The 13460-nt window shown below is 73.9% G+C and carries 12 protein-coding genes and 1 tRNA gene; 9 read left to right on the top strand and 4 right to left on the bottom strand.

All coding sequences use genetic code 11. From position 1 onward, the window contains the following. Positions 1 to 208 precede the first annotated feature (208 nt). The gene (locus CMN_RS08275; protein ID WP_015490370.1) at positions 209 to 1549 is read left to right on the top strand and encodes a DnaJ domain-containing protein; all 1341 of its coding nucleotides are present in this window, start codon (positions 209 to 211) and stop codon (positions 1547 to 1549) included. 25 nt (positions 1550 to 1574) lie between these two features. On the opposite strand, the gene CMN_RS08270 is transcribed toward CMN_RS08275, so the two are convergent. The 3 genes from CMN_RS08270 to CMN_RS08260 all read right to left on the bottom strand — a co-directional run bounded on the left by CMN_RS08270 (position 1575) and on the right by CMN_RS08260 (position 3816). Further along, entirely contained in the window at positions 1575 to 2540 is a 966-nt protein-coding gene (locus tag CMN_RS08270) for an NAD-dependent epimerase/dehydratase family protein (RefSeq protein WP_015490369.1), read from the bottom strand. 44 nt (positions 2541 to 2584) lie between these two features. Beyond that, the gene (locus tag CMN_RS08265) at positions 2585 to 3601 is read right to left on the bottom strand and encodes a magnesium and cobalt transport protein CorA (RefSeq protein ID WP_015490368.1); all 1017 of its coding nucleotides are present in this window, start codon (positions 3599 to 3601) and stop codon (positions 2585 to 2587) included. Between the two features lie 129 nt (positions 3602 to 3730). Beyond that, positions 3731 to 3816 (bottom strand) — tRNA-Leu (locus tag CMN_RS08260). A gap of 114 nt (positions 3817 to 3930) precedes the next feature. On the opposite strand from CMN_RS08260, the gene CMN_RS08255 reads away from it, so the two are divergent. The 3 genes from CMN_RS08255 to mshC are packed head-to-tail and all read left to right on the top strand — an operon-like array spanning position 3931 to position 7390. Continuing rightward, positions 3931 to 5241 (top strand): M20/M25/M40 family metallo-hydrolase, encoded by a 1311-nt coding sequence (locus tag CMN_RS08255; RefSeq protein ID WP_015490367.1) that lies wholly within the window; start codon positions 3931 to 3933, stop codon positions 5239 to 5241. 42 nt (positions 5242 to 5283) lie between these two features. Beyond that, positions 5284 to 6102, top strand: coding sequence for an undecaprenyl-diphosphate phosphatase (locus CMN_RS08250; protein ID WP_015490366.1), 819 nt, complete (start codon positions 5284 to 5286; stop codon positions 6100 to 6102). 4 nt (positions 6103 to 6106) lie between these two features. After that, positions 6107 to 7390, top strand: a complete 1284-nt coding sequence (mshC, locus tag CMN_RS08245; protein WP_015490365.1) for a cysteine--1-D-myo-inosityl 2-amino-2-deoxy-alpha-D-glucopyranoside ligase — start codon at positions 6107 to 6109, stop codon at positions 7388 to 7390. A gap of 27 nt (positions 7391 to 7417) precedes the next feature. Here mshC and CMN_RS08240 read toward each other — a convergent pair whose 3' ends face one another. Beyond that, positions 7418 to 8368: a PAC2 family protein gene (locus tag CMN_RS08240; RefSeq protein WP_015490364.1), complete on the bottom strand. Its 951-nt coding sequence runs from the start codon at positions 8366 to 8368 to the stop codon at positions 7418 to 7420. Positions 8369 to 8460: 92 nt separating this feature from the next. On the opposite strand from CMN_RS08240, the gene CMN_RS08235 reads away from it, so the two are divergent. The 5 genes from CMN_RS08235 (at position 8461) to CMN_RS08215 (ending at position 13364) form a co-directional block, all read left to right on the top strand. Continuing rightward, entirely contained in the window at positions 8461 to 9156 is a 696-nt protein-coding gene (locus CMN_RS08235) for an HAD family hydrolase (RefSeq protein ID WP_015490363.1), read from the top strand. Continuing rightward, entirely contained in the window at positions 9153 to 10217 is a 1065-nt protein-coding gene (locus tag CMN_RS08230) for a tRNA (adenine-N1)-methyltransferase (RefSeq protein ID WP_015490362.1), read from the top strand. The genes CMN_RS08235 and CMN_RS08230 overlap by 4 nt, the downstream gene beginning before the upstream one ends. A 61-nt stretch (positions 10218 to 10278) precedes the next feature. Continuing rightward, positions 10279 to 11322: an FKBP-type peptidyl-prolyl cis-trans isomerase gene (locus CMN_RS08225; RefSeq protein WP_015490361.1), complete on the top strand. Its 1044-nt coding sequence runs from the start codon at positions 10279 to 10281 to the stop codon at positions 11320 to 11322. 48 nt (positions 11323 to 11370) lie between these two features. Then, positions 11371 to 12378, top strand: a complete 1008-nt coding sequence (locus CMN_RS08220) for a helix-turn-helix transcriptional regulator (protein ID WP_015490360.1) — start codon at positions 11371 to 11373, stop codon at positions 12376 to 12378. After that, a complete protein-coding gene (locus tag CMN_RS08215) occupies positions 12375 to 13364 on the top strand; it encodes a helix-turn-helix transcriptional regulator (RefSeq protein WP_015490359.1) in 990 nt (329 codons plus the stop codon). Before CMN_RS08220 ends, CMN_RS08215 begins: the two co-directional genes overlap by 4 nt. Positions 13365 to 13460: the final 96 nt, after the last annotated feature.

The following is a 13460-nucleotide window of genomic DNA, read 5'->3' as shown; positions in this document are numbered from 1 at the left end:
GCGGTGGCTCACCCTACGCAGTCGACCCGGATGTGCGAAGTTCGCCGTCGGACGCGCGCCGGTGGTATCACGCGCGCGGCGCGAGCGGGCGTGCGCGCAGTCACGCGGTACCGGGCGGTGCGGAGGCGCGCTCGGGCGCCGTCCAGGCGCGCTCGCCTACGCTCGTGATCCTGGGAGCCGCCCGACCGGTTCCCGCGAGGAGCCACCGATGCCCGTCCCGTCGCGCGATGCCGACGCATACGCCGTGCTCGGCGTCGAGCCGTCCGCGTCGCAGGACGAGATCCGCCGTGCCTACCGCCGCCGCGTGCGCGACGCCCACCCCGACATGGGCGGCAGCGCCGACGCGTTCCAGGCCGTGCGCGACGCGTTCGAGGCCGTGGGCGATCCCGAGAGCCGCGCCCGCTACGAGCGCACGCTCCGCGACGCGCCGGCCCCCGAGGATCCCGTCGGCCGCGCCCACCCGGCGTCGCCCGGCTCCACGTCGGCGGGCGGCGCCTGGGACCCGGCGTCCCGGCGCGGTCGTCCCGGCGCCCCGCGCGAGCGTCCCGCCGCGCGCACCCGCAGCTTCGGCCACCCCGGCGGCTTCGCCCGGCTCCGCTACCTGTCCCTCGTGCGCGAGTGGCTGGCGGATCCCGCCGAGCCGACGGTGCCCGCCGCCTACGTCCCGCCGCGCGGCGGCACCGCGCTGTCGGACCGGCCCGAGCCCTACGTCCGACGTGCGCGCGCCGTCGCGCCGCCCGCGCTCGGCGTCCTCCTCGCCCTCGTCCTCCTCGTCTCGGGGCTCGGCGCGATCGCGGCCGTCGTCGGCCTCGTCGTGGGCGCGGCGGCGGGCCTCGCCGCCGCGGGGCCGCTCGGCCGCGCCTGGCACCGCGCGGAGGAGCCGCGTCGCCGGGCGGCGGAGCGGCTGCAGGAGGCGGCCATCGCGCACGAGCGCGCCCTCCGCGCGTACCCCGACCTCATGGCCGCGTACAGCGCGCGCCTCGCCCGCCTCGAGGGTCTGCGCCGGCGCTTCGAGGCCGACGCCTACGCGCCCGACCTCGTCGCCGAGGTGCCCGCGGCGGCGTCCGCGGCGCTCCGGGCCGCCGTGGCGCAGGAGGAGACCGCGCGCGAGCTGATGGAGCTCGGGCCGTCGTACGCGTTCTGGAACGGCGTCGCCGTGCCGCGCTCCGGCGACGCGATCGACCACCTCGTGCTCGGGCCGCAGGGGCTCGTCGCGGTCGAGTCGGTGCCCGGGGGATCCGCGGCCGCCACGGAGCCGTCCGCCCGTGAGACCGCGCTGCGGAGCCTCGGCGCCCGTGCCCGTGCGCTCGCCCGCGAGATGGAGGTGCCCGTCGTCGGCCTCGTGCTCTCGCTGCCGCCCGGGGTCCTCGGCGCCGCGCCCGTGGTCCTCCACACGGCCGACGACCCGCACGCGCTCCCGGCCTACGCGGTCGCCCGCACGCTGCTCGCCGACCACGTCGCCGCCGGGCTGCCGGGCCTCCACGCGATGAATCCGGAGCGCCTGCTCGCCGTCCGCACGCGGCTGGTGCTCGACGCGCGCTTCGTCTGAGGCCGCGACCGGGGACGCGCGCCGGTCAGCGGGGGAGCGGCACGTCCAGCTCGCCCGCGCGCACCATCCACTCGACCGCCTCGCGGGCGGCCTCCTCGCTCGTGAACCGCGGTGCGTAGCCGAGGACGTCCCGGGCCTTGTCGATGCTCGCGACGTGGCTCCGGCTGAGGTGCTGCCAGCTGGCGTCGGCGTGATCCGGCTCGGTGCGGGCGCGGAACCCGTCCCAGTCGAGGTGCTCCAGCTCGGGCTCGCGGCCGAACCACGCGGCCGCCGCCCGGGCGAACCCGCGGACGGAGAGCGCGCGCTCGGACACGGCGTGGAAGCTCTCGCCGACGCTGGTCTCGCGGTTGACGATGGCCAGCTGCACGACCTGCGCGACGTCGTCGGCGTGCACGTGGTGTATGGTCTCGCTGCCCGATCCGGGCACGGCGAGCGGGCCGCCGGTGGCGAGCGCCGTCCACACGGCGGGGTCCAGATTGCCGACCGGGGTGATCACGGGCCAGCCGCCGCCGCTGATGTGGCCGGGGTGGACCACCGTGCACGGGAGGCCGCCCGACCGCGACTCCGCGATCAGGTAGCGCTCGATCTCGGCCTTCTGCACGCCGTACTCGCCGAACGGCTCCTTCGGGTCGTCCTCGCGCAGCGGCAGGGAGGTGCTGAGGCCGTGGGTCCAGATGCTGCCGATGTGGACGAGGTGCCGCACGCGGCCGCGCAGCCCCTCGACGAGGTGGCGCGCCGACTCCGGCGTGAAGCAGACCAGGTCGACGACGACCTCGGGGGCGAGCGCGGCGATCCGGTCGGCGAATGTGCCTGCCGCGTCCTCGGCGCCGCGGTCGACGCGGACGCGCTCGACGCGATCCCAGAGGGGCGACTCGCGGTAGGGGTCGCGCGTGCCGCGGCTGACGGCCACGACGTCGTGCCCGGAATCGACGAGACGGGGGACGAGGAAGGTCCCGATGTGGCCGGTGGCTCCGATGACGACGACGCGCATTCCGTCACCCTAGCGGCGCGACGGGCGGGCGACCGGCCCGGGCATCAGATCCAGCCGCGCTTCCGGAAGGCCGCGTAGAGGATGACGCCCATCACGACCATGAGGCCCAGCGCGAGCGGGTACCCGTAGGTCCACTTCAGCTCCGGCATGTTCACGAAGTTCATGCCGTAGATCGTGCCGACGAGCGTGGGCGCGAAGAGGATCGCGGCCCACGAGGAGATGCGCTTGACCTGGTCGTTCTGGGCGAGGCTCGTCTCGGTGAGCTTCTTCATCTCGTCGTTCTGCCGCTGTCCGACGAGCGTCGTGTGCACCGTGAGCGCGTTCTGCAGCAGCGTGCGGAAGGCGTCCGCGCGCTCGGCGACCCGGATGACGTGGTCGTGCACGTCGCGGAAGCCGCGGCGGAGCTCGAGGTCCACCTCGTGCTCCTCGGCGTGCTTCCGCAGGTCGTCGAGGATCGAGCCGAGGGGCGCCGTCGCCCGCTGGAAGGCCGTGACCTCGCGCATCAGCGCGTAGATGCGGCGGGAGACGTCGGGGTCGGCGCCGAAGACCTGGTCCTCGATCTCGTCGACGTCGTCCTCGAGGCCGGCGGCGACGGGGCCGTACTCGTCGACGACCTGGTCGAGGATCGCGTACATGACGGCGCGCGGCCCGAGCGCGAGGAGCTCGGGGTCCTCCTCGAGCCGGTGGCGGACCGCGGCGAGGTCGGGGGACTCCGCGTGGCGGATGGTGACCGCGAAGTCGGGCCCGAGGAAGACGTGCAGCTCCCCGAACTCCACGCGCTCGTCGGCGTCGAGGTAGCGCGCGGGGCGCAGCACCACGAACCACGTGTCGCCGTAGCGCTCCGTCTTCGAGCGCTGGTGGCCGCTGAGGGCGTCCTCGACGGCGAGCGGGTGCAGGCCGAACTCGTCGGCGACGCGGTGCAGCTCCTCCGGGTCCGGCCGGTACAGGCCGATCCACGCGAGGCCCTGGCGCGCCCGCATCACCTCGAACGTCTCGTCGAGGCTCTCCGGGTCCGCGGTGCGGACCCCCTGGACGTACACGGCGCTGTCGACGACGGTCATGCGATCTCGCTCTCGGGTCGGGAGACCCGTCGCGCGGGCCGATTGCGACTGTAGCCGTGCCGTGGACGCGCCGGCCGGGAACGAGGAAGAGCCGGCCGGATCCTCGTGGATCCGACCGGCTCTCGTGTGTGTCCGAAGGGGGACTTGAACCCCCACGCCCTAATACGGGCACTAGCACCTCAAGCTAGCGCGTCTACCAATTCCGCCATCCGGACAGGATGTGCGGCCCGCCGTCTCCGGCTGCCGAGAGACGACATTAGCACGGCCCGGGACGCTCTCCGACCACCCGGCGGCAGGACGCCCGCGTCCGGCCTCGATAGCGTGGACCCATGACCGACACGCTCCCCGACGACCTCGACGCGACCGCCCGGATCGCCCGCGACCTCATCCGGTTCGACACGACCAACCACGGCGAGGGCCGGTCGGAGGGGGAGACGGAGGCGGCCGAGTACGTCGAGCAGTGCCTCGTGGACCTGGGCCTCACGCCGGAGCTCATCGACGCCGCGCCAGGCCGCACGAGCGTCCTCGCGCGCATCCCCGGCCGCAACCGCGACAAGCCCGCCCTCGTCGTCCACGGCCACCTCGACGTCGTGCCCGCCGACCCGGCCAACTGGTCGGTGGACCCGTTCGGCGGCGTCATCAAGGACGGCATGCTCTGGGGCCGCGGCGCCGTGGACATGAAGAACATGGATGCGATGATGATCACCGCGCTGCAGGAGATCATCACCTCCGGCCGCGCGCCCGAGCGCGACCTCATCATGGGCTTCTTCTCCGACGAGGAGGCGGGCGGCGTGCTCGGCTCCGCCTACGTCGTCGAGAACCGCCCCGACTGGTTCGAGGGCGCCACCGAGGCCATCAGCGAGGTCGGCGGCTACTCCATCGACCTCGCCGGGAAGCGCGCCTACTTGCTGCAGACGGGCGAGAAGGCCCTCATCTGGATCCGCCTGGTCGCCACCGGCACCGCCGGCCACGGCTCGCAGGTCAACCGCGACAACGCCGTCACCCGGCTCGCGGGCGCGGTGGCCCGCATCGGCATGGAGGAGTGGCCCGTCCACCTCACCGACACCACGCGCCAGCTGCTCGACGAGATCGCCCGCATCGTCGGGGCCGACCCGAAGCAGGTGACGCCGGACGACCTCGCGATCGCCACGGGCACGGCGTCGAAGTTCATCGCCGCGACGCTGCGCACCACCACCAACCCGACCCTCCTGCACGCCGGCTACAAGCACAACGTGATCCCCGACACGGCCGAGGCGCTCATCGACATCCGCGTCCTCCCGGGCGAGGAGGACGCGGTGCTCGCGCGGGTCGCCGAGCTCGCGGGCGACGGCGTCGAGGTGCGCATCGTGCATCAGGATGTCGGCCTCGAGAACCCGTTCCAGGGACCGCTGGTCGACGCCATGGTCGCCACGCTCGGCGCCCACGACCCCGAGGCCGAGGTGCTGCCGTACATGCTCTCCGGCGGCACCGACAACAAGGCGCTCAGCCTCCTCGGGATCACCGGCTACGGCTTCGCGCCGCTCAAGCTCCCGGCCTCCATGGACTTCCCGTCGATGTTCCACGGCGTCGACGAGCGGGTCCCGCTCGACGCACTAGTCTTCGGGAGGCAGGTCCTCCGCGACCTCCTCCTGAACTACTAGATCCGAGCCCCAGGTGGGCCCCCCGACACGTGGAGCGCACGCTTGAGCTATCTCGAGGCGATCATCCTGGGCCTCGTCCAGGGTCTGACCGAATTCCTGCCCATCTCCTCGAGCGCGCACCTCCGCATCGCCGGGCTCTTCATGGGCGGCGACCCGGGCGCCACGTTCACCGCCATCACGCAGCTCGGCACCGAGCTCGCGGTCGTGGTGTTCTTCCGGAAGCGCATCGGCAAGGTCCTCGCGGCGTGGTCCCGCTCGCTCCGCGGCGGCATGTCGAAGGGCGACCCGGACGTGCGCATGGGCTGGCTGGTCATCATCGGCACCATCCCGATCGGCATCGCGGGCTACCTCTTCCAGGACACCATCCGCTCCACGTTCCGCTCGCTCTGGATCGTCGCGATCGTGCTCATCGTCTTCGGCATCCTGCTCGGCCTCGCCGACCGCTACAGCCGCAGCGACCGCCTCGAGAAGGACATGACGTACGGGCACGGCGTGAGCATCGGCATCGCGCAGGCGCTCGCCCTCGTCCCCGGCGTCTCGCGCTCGGGCGCCACCACCACGTCGGCGCGCGCGTTCGGCTACTCCCGCCCGGTCGCGGCGGAGTACTCGTTCCTCCTCGCGGTGCCCGCCGTGTTCGGCAGCGGCCTCTACGAGCTCGTGAAGAGCTTCGACGAGACCGGCCAGGCGGGCGCCGGGCAGACGGCGGTGGCGACGCTCATCGCCTTCGTCGTGGGCCTCGCGGTCATCGCCGGCCTCATGCGGTACATCTCCACCCGAACGTTCATGCCCTTCGTGGTCTACCGCGTCGCCCTCGGCGTCGTGCTCCTGGTGCTGCTCGGCACCGGCGCGATCGCGGCCTGATCCCGTGCGCGCCTGGTCACGCCCCGCCGTCCCCGCCGTCGCGGGGGAGCCGCCCGTCCCGTCCCTGTTCGACACGAGCGCCGGATCCGTCCGCCCCGCCGAGTGCACGGGCGACGGTCGCGTGGGCCTCTACGTCTGCGGCATCACGCCCTACGACGCGACCCACCTCGGCCACGCGTCGACCTACCTCGCGTTCGACACGCTCCAGCGCGTCTGGCTCGACCGCGGCTACGACGTCGCGTACGTCCAGAACGTCACCGACGTCGACGACCCGCTGCTCGAGCGCGCCACGGCCACGGGCGTCGACTGGCGCGACCTCGCCGCCGAGCAGGTGGAGCTGTTCCGCACCGACATGGAGGCGCTGCGGATCCTGCCGCCCGATTCCTACGTCGGCGTCACCGAGGTCGTCGACGAGGTCGCGGGCGCGGTCGCCGAACTCGTCCGCCGCGGTACGGCCTACCCGGTCGCCACGCCCGACGCGGCCGAGGCCGGGGCCCGTGACCTCTACTTCGACGTGGCCCGCGCCGGCGAGGACGGCCCGTGGGCCCTCGGCGACGAGAGCGGCTACGACCGCGACACCATGGCCACGCTCTCCGCCGAGCGCGGCGGCGACCCGGAGCGCCCCGGCAAGCGCGACCCGCTGGATCCGCTGCTGTGGCGCGCCGAGCGCGCCGGCGAGCCCGCGTGGGACAGCGCGGTCGGCCGCGGCCGACCCGGCTGGCACATCGAGTGCGCCGTCATCGCGCTCCGGAAGCTCGACCGGCCCGTCACCGTGCAGGGCGGCGGATCCGACCTGATCTTCCCGCACCACGAGATGTCGGCGGGCCACGCCGCGGCGCTCACGGGCGAGGACTTCGCGTGCGTGTACGCGCACAGCGGCATGGTCGCGTACCAGGGCGAGAAGATGAGCAAGTCGCTCGGCAACCTCGTGCTCGTGTCGCGCCTGCGGGCCGCGGGCGTGGATCCGCGCGCCATCCGCCTCGCGCTCCTCGCGCAGCACTACCGCGCGGACTGGGAGTGGACGGACGCGCTCCTCGCGCAGTCCGTGGCGCGTCTCGCCGCGTGGGACGCGTGGGCCGCCGGTGCCGCGGCGGACGCCGGCGCCGAGGCGGGGGAGCCGGGCGAGGTCGTCCAGCTCGTCCGCGAGCGCCTCGCCGACGACCTCGACACGCCGGGCGCGATCCTGGTGCTCGACCTCCGCGTCGCGACCGGCGTCCCCGCGACGCCCGTCGAGGTGGCCGCGGTCGACGCCCTCCTGGGCGTGGCGCTCGGGAGCCGGGCGGCCTGATCGGCCGGACCGCACCGCCCTCGGGGCCTACTGGTCCTTGGGGTCCTTCGGCCGCCAGGGCTCGTCGGGCCGGTCGTCGCCGCGCCCGCGCGGCCCGTCTCCTCGGCGCAGGTACTTCTCGAACTCCTGCGCGATGGCCTCGCCGCTCGCCTCGGGGGAGTCCACCGTGTCGCGGGCCTGCTCGAGCTGCTGGATGTAGGACGCCATGTCCTCGTCCTCGCCCGCGAGCTGGTCGATGCCGGCCTCCCACGTCGCGGCCTCCTGGATCAGCTCGCCGCGCGGGATCACCACGTCGACCATCTCCTCGAGCTTGTCGATGAGCGCGAGCGTGGCCTTCGGCGACGGGGCGCTGTGGACGTAGTGCGGCACGGAGGCCCAGAGCGAGACGGTGGGCATGCCCATCTCCTCGGCGCGCTGGGCGATGATGCTGAGGATCCCGACGGGGCCCTCGTACGTGCTGCGCTCGATGCCGAGCTCGGTGCGCACGGCCGCGTTCTCGCTCGTGGAGTAGACGGAGATGGGGCGCGTGTGCGGCACGTCGGCCAGCAGCGCGCCGAGCAGCACGACGCCCTCGACCCCGGCGGCGCGCGCGGCGTCGAGCACCTCGGCGGTGAACGCCGTCCAGTGCCTGGACGGCTCGACGCCGAGCAGGAGGTGGATGCTGCCGCCGTTGTCGCCGCTCACGCCGAGCTGCGCGTCGGCGGCCAGGTCCTGGGCGGGACGGCGCGGGTCCTTCGGGCCGTAGAGCGTGGCACCCGGCCATTCGAGCTCGCGGGTGCCGTCCTCCGCGAAGCCGATGGTGGGGCGGTTGAACTGGAAGTCGAAGTAGTCCTCGGGATCCACCGACGACACCGCCTCGAGGTCGAGGAGCTCCTTCAGCGCCCGGACCGCTCCGCTGGCGGCCTCGCCCGCGTCGTTCCAGCCCTCGAAGGCGACGACCAGCAGCCGTCCGCTCACGAACCTCTCGGCATCCGCCACGTGACTCCCGTTTCGTCTCGCCCTCGGACCGCCCGGTCGGCGGTCATCGTACGATCCTAGGACGCGCCGCCCCGCCGGTAGACTCGCTCCCCGTGATCAGCAACAGACCCGCGGCCGTCCTCTGGGACATGGACGGCACCATCGTGGACACGGAGCCCTACTGGATGGTGGCGGAGGAGGCCCTGGTCGGCTCCTTCGGTGGCACGTGGACCCACGAGGACGGGCTCCGGCTCGTCGGCAACGGGCTGGACGACTCGGCGCGCATCCTGCAGGAGGCGGGCGTCGACCTGCCGGCCGCGGAGATCATCGACCGGCTGAGCGACCGCGTCATGGAGCAGATCCTCGTCGAGGTGCCGTGGCGCCCGGGCGCCCGGGAGCTCCTCCGCGGGATCCGCGAGGCCGGCATCCCCACCGCCCTCGTCACCATGAGCATTGGCCGCATGGCGCGCCAGGTCGCCGACGCCGTGCCGTTCGACGCGTTCGACCACGTCGTCGCCGGCGACGACGTCGCCCGCAGCAAGCCGCACCCCGAGGCCTACCTCGCCGCCGCCGACCTGCTCGGCGTGGACATCCGCGACTGCGTCGCCATCGAGGACTCCGCGCCGGGCGTCGCCTCCGCCACCGCGTCGGGCGCCACCGTGATCGCCGTGCCGCACCACGTCCCGCTCCCGGCCGACGACGCCTACGTGCTCTGGGACACCCTCGCGGGCCGCACGCTCGCCGACCTCGAGGCCGTCCACGCCGACCGCCGCGCCGCGGCCCCGATCCGCGACGAGGTGGACGCGTGACCGTCGACGCCGCCGCCGCCCGCTTCAGCGGACCGTTCCGCGCGGGCGACCGCGTGCAGCTCACGGGCCCCAAGGGCCGCCTGAACACGATCCTGCTCGAGCCCGGCAAGGTCTTGCACACCCACCGCGGCATGATCGACCACGACGACCTCATCGGCCTGCCCGACGGCAGCGTCGTGACGAACAGCGCGGGCATCGAGTGCCTCGCGCTCCGGCCGCTGCTCTCGGACGTCGTCATGTCGATGCCCCGCGGCGCCGCGATCATCTACCCCAAGGACGCCGCGCAGATCCTCGGCCTCGCCGACGTCTTCCCGGGCGCCACGGTGGTGGAGGCGGGCGTCGGATCCGGCGCCCTCTCGATGTGGCTGCTGCGGGCCCTCGGGCCGACCGGCACGCTGCTGTCCTTCGAGCGCCGCGAGGAGTTCGCGGACGTCGCCCGCGGCAACGTCTCGAGCTACTTCGGGCACAGCCCGGAGAACTGGTCCATCACCCTCGGCGACCTGGCGGACGCGCTGCCGACCGTCACCGAGCCGCACTCCGTCGACCGCGTGATCCTCGACATGCTCGCGCCGTGGGAGTGCGTCGACGCGGTCGCCGAGGCGCTCACCCCCGGCGGCGTCCTGCTCTGCTACGTCGCCACCGTCACGCAGCTGTCGCGCGTCGCCGAGGCGCTCCGCGACTCCGGGCTCTTCACGAACCCCGACGCGAGCGAGACCATGATCCGCGGCTGGCATGTGGAGGGGCTCGCCGTCCGTCCCGAGCACCGCATGATCGGGCACACCGGCTTCCTCATCACCGCCCGCCGGCTCGCCCCGGGATCCGTCCTGCCGCAGCTCAAGCGCCGCGCGTCCAAGTCCGACTTCAGTGACGAGGACATGGAGGCCTGGACCCCCGGGTCCCTGGGCGAGCGCAAGGTCAGCGACAAGGTCCTGCGCAAGCGCGTCCGCATCGCGGAGCACGGCGCCCAGCTCGCGGGCGCCCGGGACCAGGCGGAGGCGGGCGACGCGGTCGACCCCGACGACGCGGCCGATGCGCCGGAGCCCGGCGACCCCACCGCCTAGGATGACAGGGCCGATCACGCGGGTGCGTGCCGGCCGCCCCCACCATCGAAAGAGGAGTCACGTGCGCCGTTCCGCCGCGCTCATCGTCTGCGCAGGCCTCGTCCTGACGCTCGCCGCCTGCAGCCCGTCCGGCTCCGGATCCGGTGCGGCGGCGGGCTGCACGCCCCTCGCCCAGGCCGGCTCGTCGTCGAGCACGGTCACCGCCACGGGCGACGTCGGCAGCGCGCCCGCCTCGGTCGCGTTCCCCACGCCGCTCAAGCCCACGGGCGTCGAGGTCTCCACGATCGTCGAGGGCGACGGCGCGCCCGTGCAGCCCCACCAGGGCATCACGGCCGCGGCGTCCATCGTCGACGGGAAGACCGGCAAGGACCTCGCGGACTACGCCCGCATCGCGCCCAACGCGCGCACCACCGGCTCTCCGCTGTTCACCCCGGCCTCCCTGCACGAGTCGCTGCCGTACCTCGAGGACGCGATGACGTGCATGCCCGTCGGCTCGCGCCTCGCCGTGACGGTCCCCGTGTCCACGGTGTTCCCCGGCCAGGACCTCTCATCCCAGGGCCTCGACGCCACCGACGGGCTCGTGCTCATCGTCGACATCACGTCCTCCTTCCCTGAGAAGGCCACCGGCGAGCCGCGGCCCGCCCAGGCCGGCTTCCCGTCCGTCGTCACGACGGACGACGGCGTCCCCGGCATCACGATCCCGCCGAGCACGCCGCCCACCGAGTACCGCGACGCGCTGCTCCGCGCGGGCGACGGCGCCGAGGTCGGCGACGGCGACACGGTCACGCTGCAGTACACGGGCGTGGTGTGGGGCACGAGCACGTCGGCCGAGAAGCAGGCCGTGTTCGGATCCAGCTGGACCGGCGGCGGACCGCTGCAGGTGCCCGCCACCGCCACCACCACCGCGCCCTCGACGGGCGCCGCCTCCTCGCTGGTCGTCACGCCGGGCCTCGCCAAGGCCCTCGTCGGCAAGCACGTCGGCGACCAGGTCATCGCGGTCGTGCCGCCGGCCGACGGATTCGGCGACCAGGGCTCGGCCAAGGTGCCCGCGGGGTCCACGCTCGTCTACGTGGTGGATATCCTCGGGACAAGCACCACCAAGTAACGACGCATCGCCACCGGCCGGGGGCTGCACCGACGTGAGGACCACCGCGTGCCCGAGACATCCCGCCGACCGACCGTGCCCGTGGAGGAGCGGCTGTTCAGCCTCGTGCTGGCGCTGCTGGCCACCGAGCAGGGGCTGACCAAGAACGAGGTCCTCTCGAGCGTCCAGGGGTACCGGCAGCGCTATCGGGCCGGCGGCGACAACGCCAACCTGGAGCGCCAGTTCGAGCGCGACAAGGACGAGATCCGCGACCTCGGCGTGCCGTTGGAGACCGTGGAGGCGCCCGGCCAGGAGGGCAACAACCAGCTCCTGCGCTACCGGATCCCGCGCGGCGCCTACGAGCTCCCGGCCGACCTGTCGTTCACGCCGGAGGAGACGACCCTCCTCAACCTCGCGGCCATGGTCTGGCGCGAGGGGTCGCTGTCGGGGGAGTCGCGTCGCGCGCTCATCAAGCTGCGCTCGCTCGGCGTCGAGTCCGACGACCCGGTCATCGGCTACGCCCCGCGGCTGCGCACGCGGGACGCCGCGTTCGCGCCGTTGAGCGTGGCGCTGGAACGGCACGTCCTCGTCTCCTTCGGCTACCTCAAGCCGGGGGAGCGGACCGCCCGGATCCGCACGGTCGCGCCGCTCGCCCTCGTCCAGCACCAGGGCCGCTGGCACCTCCACGGCATCGACCAGGACGCCGACGGACCGCGCACGTTCCTCCTGTCCCGCATCGTCGACCGCGTGCGCGTCACGAGCCGCGGCTTCGTGCCCGAGGGGGAGGACCACGCCGAGCGCGCCCTCGCCGACCTCGACCGCGTGTGGGCGAACGGCGTGGGGGAGGTCACGGTGGTCCGAGGATCCGACGCGGAGATCCGCCTGCGTCGCCGCCGCGGCACGGAGGACCTCGGCGACGGGCGCCTCCGCGTGCACTACTCCGACACCAACCTGTTCGCCGACGAGGTCGCGGGCTTCGGCCCGGAGGCGCGGGTGATCGCGCCGCCGAAGCTGCGGGACGCCGTGCGCGCCCGGCTCGCCGAGACCGTCGCCGCCCACCGGGAGGACGCATCATGACCGACCGCGCCGCGCCGCTCCAGGCGCAGGACAAGCTGGCGTTCCTGCTGGCCCTCGTGCCCTACCTCACCGACCACGGTCGCGTCAGCGTCAGCCAGGCGGCGGCCCACTTCCGGGTGCCGCCCGAGCAGATCCGCCAGGCCGTGCGCCTGATAGCGGTCTCGGGCGTGCCCGGATCCACCGCCTCGTACCAGCACGGCGACCTGTTCGACATCGCCTGGGACGACTTCGAGGACAACGACCAGATCGTGATCACGCACATGGTCGCCATCGACGACTCGCCGCGCTTCTCGGCGCGGGAGGCGGCCGCCCTCATAGCCGGGCTCCAGTACGTCTCCTCCCAGGCGGACGCGAGCGACCTCGACCTCGTCGGGCAGCTCATGGCGAAGCTCGCGCGCGGATCCTCGGCCAGCCCCAGCCAGGTGGCCGTCGCCGCCGGGGCGGGCGACGGCACCCGCGACGACCTCCGCCGCGCCATCGCCGACGAGCGCCGCGTCGAGTTCGACTACCGCAGCCCGCGAGGCGGCACCGAGCGTCGCGTGGTGGATCCGCTGCGGCTGGAGTCGATGGACGAGGACTGGTACCTGCGCGGCTGGGACCTGGCTCGCGGCGCCGTCCGCACGTTCCGCCTCGACCGCCTCGACGAGCTCGTCGTCACCGACCGCCCGCCGGAGCACCGGCCGCAGGACGTCGTGCTCGGTGACACCCTGTTCGAGCCGAGCCCCGACGACCTCCGCGTCACGCTCGAGGTCCAGGAGTCGACGCTGCCGCTCCTCGGCGACTTCGTGGGCGACGAGCGGCCGGAGCCCGTCGCCGGCCGGCCCGGCCGCGTCGCCGTCACCGTCCGCGTGGCCCACTACCAGGGCCTCGTGCGCCTGGTCGCGGGCATGGCCGGCGTCGTGGTCGTCACGTCGCCGCCGGAGGCCCGGGCGGCGGTGGCCGAGTGGGCCGAGCGTGCCGCGGCGGCATACGACGACGCCGACTGAGCCGCGCCACCGAGCGTTCCGGGGTCGAGCTCCGAAGGACCTGCATCGGGAGAGCGCCGATGCGGACCAGTGGCCGTCTTCGGGGAAATCCGGGTG

It is taken from the genome of Clavibacter nebraskensis NCPPB 2581 (assembly GCF_000355695.1).
Taxonomy (GTDB): domain Bacteria; phylum Actinomycetota; class Actinomycetes; order Actinomycetales; family Microbacteriaceae; genus Clavibacter; species Clavibacter nebraskensis.
The sequence above is the reverse complement of the archived record's forward strand: the minus strand, read 5'-3'. Positions and strand labels throughout refer to the sequence as shown.

Bases quoted from the DNA above. Each gene is read 5' to 3' on its own strand.
- CMN_RS08265 (WP_015490368.1), bottom strand. From the start codon at position 3,601: ATGACCGTCGTCGACAGCGCCGTGTACGTCCAGGGGGTCCGCACCGCG.
- CMN_RS08275 (WP_015490370.1), top strand. From the start codon at position 209: ATGCCCGTCCCGTCGCGCGATGCCGACGCATACGCCGTGCTCGGCGTC.
- CMN_RS08270 (WP_015490369.1), bottom strand. From the start codon at position 2,540: ATGCGCGTCGTCGTCATCGGAGCCACCGGCCACATCGGGACCTTCCTC.
- CMN_RS08255 (WP_015490367.1), top strand. From the start codon at position 3,931: ATGACCGACACGCTCCCCGACGACCTCGACGCGACCGCCCGGATCGCC.
- CMN_RS08215 (WP_015490359.1), top strand. From the start codon at position 12,375: ATGACCGACCGCGCCGCGCCGCTCCAGGCGCAGGACAAGCTGGCGTTC.